The 3450-nt window shown below is 40.5% G+C and carries 4 protein-coding genes and 1 tRNA gene; 2 read left to right on the top strand and 3 right to left on the bottom strand.

Going from position 1 to position 3450, the window contains the following annotated elements:
* Positions 1-101: 101 nt before the first annotated feature.
* Positions 102-356, bottom strand: coding sequence for a hypothetical protein (locus tag Q0241_RS14855; protein ID WP_299378857.1), 255 nt, complete (start codon positions 354-356; stop codon positions 102-104).
* Positions 356-1783, bottom strand: coding sequence for an integrase family protein (locus Q0241_RS14850; RefSeq protein WP_299378855.1), 1428 nt, complete (start codon positions 1781-1783; stop codon positions 356-358). Before Q0241_RS14850 ends, Q0241_RS14855 begins: the two co-directional genes overlap by 1 nt.
* 145 nt (positions 1784-1928) lie before the next feature.
* On the opposite strand from Q0241_RS14850, the gene Q0241_RS14845 reads away from it, so the two are divergent.
* Positions 1929-2004: transfer RNA gene (locus Q0241_RS14845), tRNA-OTHER, on the top strand.
* A gap of 316 nt (positions 2005-2320) precedes the next feature.
* Complete coding sequence (locus tag Q0241_RS14840; protein WP_299378853.1) at positions 2321-2848, top strand: hypothetical protein; 528 nt, start codon at positions 2321-2323, stop codon at positions 2846-2848.
* On the opposite strand, the gene Q0241_RS14835 is transcribed toward Q0241_RS14840, so the two are convergent.
* Positions 2760-3450 (bottom strand): hypothetical protein (locus Q0241_RS14835; RefSeq protein WP_299378851.1); only part of this gene is annotated, 691 nt, incomplete at its 5' end. The genes Q0241_RS14840 and Q0241_RS14835 overlap by 89 nt on opposite strands.

Genomic DNA, 3450 nt, shown 5'->3' with positions numbered 1-3450 from the left:
GCTACTATTCAACATTGTGATTTCCTCATTTGATGGTTTGGTTCGCACCACCATCAAAGCGGATAACCACATCATCTCGCAAGAGATGTGCCGCGCCTAATTCACTCCGGTGAAAAGGGCGCGGTGTCAGATAAAGTCGAGTCTTCTACAGATAAAATCTGTGAGATTTCTTTTATTAATTTCTCTCTTTCAACCTCTTCAGATCTACCATTTCTTGCAAACTTAATTCTTATTTTTCCATTTTTTCCAATGCCGAAAATTGCATCGTTAAACCCATACCGGATCAAGTCATTTACAGCTTGGTCCGGTTTTTTATTTTCCAAATCAAACGTTAGGTCAAAATTAAATACAGACATCAAAACAACTCTTCTAAATAACCTGCATGGATAGTGGGAACTTTGTTGCTTCTAGGAATGATTATTTTTGACCACTCATCTTCGCGATTTGCTTCTACCACGTACCTATCTTCAGTTTCTTCTATGGTGACCTCTGTCCTATTCTTAATTCTATCAATTTGATCAGTAAGGTCTTCATTAACTTTTGTTAAAACAATCTCATCCCATTTATCTAGAACCTTTTTCTTATCTTCCCGATAAGAATTCATATCATAGTGATCGTCCTGAGGTCGTCCAGTTCGACCATTTTCTTTAGTTTTGTGGCTCAAGATTTTGTCAATAATAAGCTTTTTGTCACCCACACCAAAATTTGGAATTTTTAGGTCATTCACACCAACTGAATTCATCGTTCTTCTAAGATCATGGTTAGTGAAGCGCTTTGCTTCTTCAAATAAGCCGTTATCAAAATTTTCTTTTAGCGCTTGGGAAGGACCAGATCTCGTTGTGTGTTCATCAATATTCGCATCTTGGGGAAATGCATAGGGTGACCCGGGGTAGTACTCAGCGACCTCGCTGAATAGTGCTAACATCATCTCTGTTAGAGGGATTAAATGATATTTTAATCGATCTTTAGAGAGCCTTCTCTTCTCCCCCTTTTCAAGGACAGTAAAATACATCTGTTTCGTATTTATATCTTCATTTTTAATCGATACCGCAGCACCAACTCTAAGACCAGTTAACATCACTAGCTTAATACTGTTTTGTATGGATATATTTGAAGAAGACACTGCAAGATTGTTCCAAATAATCTTGAGGTCGTTTAAATCGCCAAAATTTGTTCGCCCTGGAGGCGTTGCCGGCTTTGAGAGCCTACTCCCTAAATTTTTGTCTACATAATCACGACGTTCAGAAAAATTATATAACTTAGTTAAGTGGTTATGGATTTTTACTGCGAGAGAAGGATTTCTGTCTTTGACCCTTACCTGATGTATTATATCTTCTAAATCTTGTAACTTCACATCCTTGACTGGCTTAGTACCAATTGCAGGTAAAATCTTGTTTTTAAAATTGCGCCCCTGATCTTTAATCGTTGATGTTACAGGTTTACCAACTGCGGCTTGCTCCTCCCAGTCTCTCTTTTCCATTTTTCTGAAAACATCGTTGACAGTGAGTCCCTTATCCTTCGGATCTCCCCCAGACTGAACAATCGATCTATATTCATTATAAAGTTCGATCGCTTTCTGGCAGTTTATTGCTGGAAAATATCCCAGAGATAGCTGCATCTGCTTTTCACGAACGATACACTTATAAATAAATTGCTTCTTGCCCCGTGCTGTTACTTTTATTCCAAAACCAGGGAAGGCATCATTTTTAAAAAAGTACCTTTTGTCTTTCCCTGTGATGGGCAAGTTAACAATACTTGAATCATTAATTTTAATTCGGCCCATAAATATCTCCTTAAGAGTCACCCCCAGAGTCGCGGGAAGAGTCACTGAGAGAGTCACTGGAATAGGGAAATACATGACCTCACCTGATCCCACCTGAATTTATTATTATTTATTTTTCCTTTAATTTCAATAGGCTTGAACTCAAGTGATCTATACTGGCCTAGCTAATCTCGTCATTGGTAATGACGGGGTCGGTAGTTCAATTCTACCTCACGGCACCATTTTTCAAAAAACATTCTGACAAGCGGTGCGCTCTCGGCTTTCTCTACACGTCAAGAGCACAGAGTTATTGAATGCATTAGCTTGCTCAGAAACAATAAAATTCTTCCGATGACTACTATCACCGTCTACTCATCAAAATAACAGTACCTTTTAACTGTAACCTTACTTACGTCTTCATCCTCATATCTGTTCATTTAAAACTTAAGCTTTCACAACCAAAACAACACTAAACGTGTTTAACAATTGCCGAATGCTCTTATTAATGGCATTGTTCTTTTCTCGCTCGTAGTGTGTTTCTTGCTGTGTAAAGTTTTGATGACAAAACATGTTATCACATTAGCCCCTATAACCTTACCTTCGGGTAATGCCAATATCCTTTTGTCGCAAGGACTTGAGTGGTGGGAAAATTCTGGTGGTATCATCGGTCGGGACCAGGCAACCAAACGCATACTAGAAAATTTGCAAATATCAGTTATCCAGCGGGAAGACCGTATCCCCCCGCTTATTCATGCCGGAAATACATCGGTAACAGCCCAGGTATTCGGGCATAACTGGGCAGAAACCTGTACCGGATCGACCTTGCCCGATGCTGAATTTGATTTGGCTGTCACAGAATCTTATATCAAGGTTCTCGAAGACAATAGACCAACGGCTCATGAAGTCGTCGCCCCATTGGCTCACCCGGTGAAAGGAAATTGTCTAGTTAGTTATCAGCGCCTGCTTTTACCCTGTCGCTTTAAAAGCGGCGGAAATGTTATTGGGAGCATAACAAGCCTGAAATCATTTTATGTTGAGCAAGGTATTCCAGGTCATGACGCCCCATCCAGACGAGCCAATCGCTAGGATCGATTTCCCGGGGTTGTTCTACCCAATGAGAACCGATGGGTTCACAGTGAAAATACCCTTCTTTCAACGCAAAACCTGATAAACAAAGTTTTTCCCGCATAAAACCATAAACAAAATCCGGCGCCCATTTAAGTAACGCAACTGACAAAGCGAGATGGGACATAATCCCCCCAAGGTTCATACGGGCACAGGAATGATCAACCCAAACATCCCCGTGATACACAACTCTGCCATTGATAAGTTGAGCACCAGGGCTAGATGTCGTCATGAGCTTCCCGCCATGTAAGCGTTTGAGCTGTTGCTGCCATAGTGTGGCTAAATTGGTCTCCCCAAGTTCAGAAAGACGCATAACCTGTGTACTAACCGTATTACCATCCTGATTAAAACCTCTAATCCAAAAACCATCCCGAGGCAGAATATCGAAATACTTGGAACTAAAAGGCTCGGAAAGGGACTTCCTGTCTTCTATCGAGTTACAAACCCTTTCCAGTTTTTGAAAATCCTCACACATTTCTATCGCAATCCCTTTATCAGATAGCGTGGCCTCTATATCCGATATCTTCTTTGTTACAGCCTGTATTATTCTTACTTTTTGCATT

The sequence above is a fragment of the uncultured Kiloniella sp. genome, from assembly GCF_937128705.1.
Taxonomy (GTDB): Bacteria; Pseudomonadota; Alphaproteobacteria; order Kiloniellales; family Kiloniellaceae; genus Kiloniella.
This window is presented reverse-complemented; position numbering and strand designations above follow the sequence as displayed.

Excerpts from the sequence above, each read along its gene's own strand:
- Q0241_RS14840 (WP_299378853.1), top strand. The coding sequence starts at position 2,321 with ATGACAAAACATGTTATCACATTAGCCCCTATAACCTTACCTTCGGGT.
- Q0241_RS14855 (WP_299378857.1), bottom strand. The coding sequence starts at position 356 with ATGTCTGTATTTAATTTTGACCTAACGTTTGATTTGGAAAATAAAAAA.
- Q0241_RS14850 (WP_299378855.1), bottom strand. The coding sequence starts at position 1,783 with ATGGGCCGAATTAAAATTAATGATTCAAGTATTGTTAACTTGCCCATC.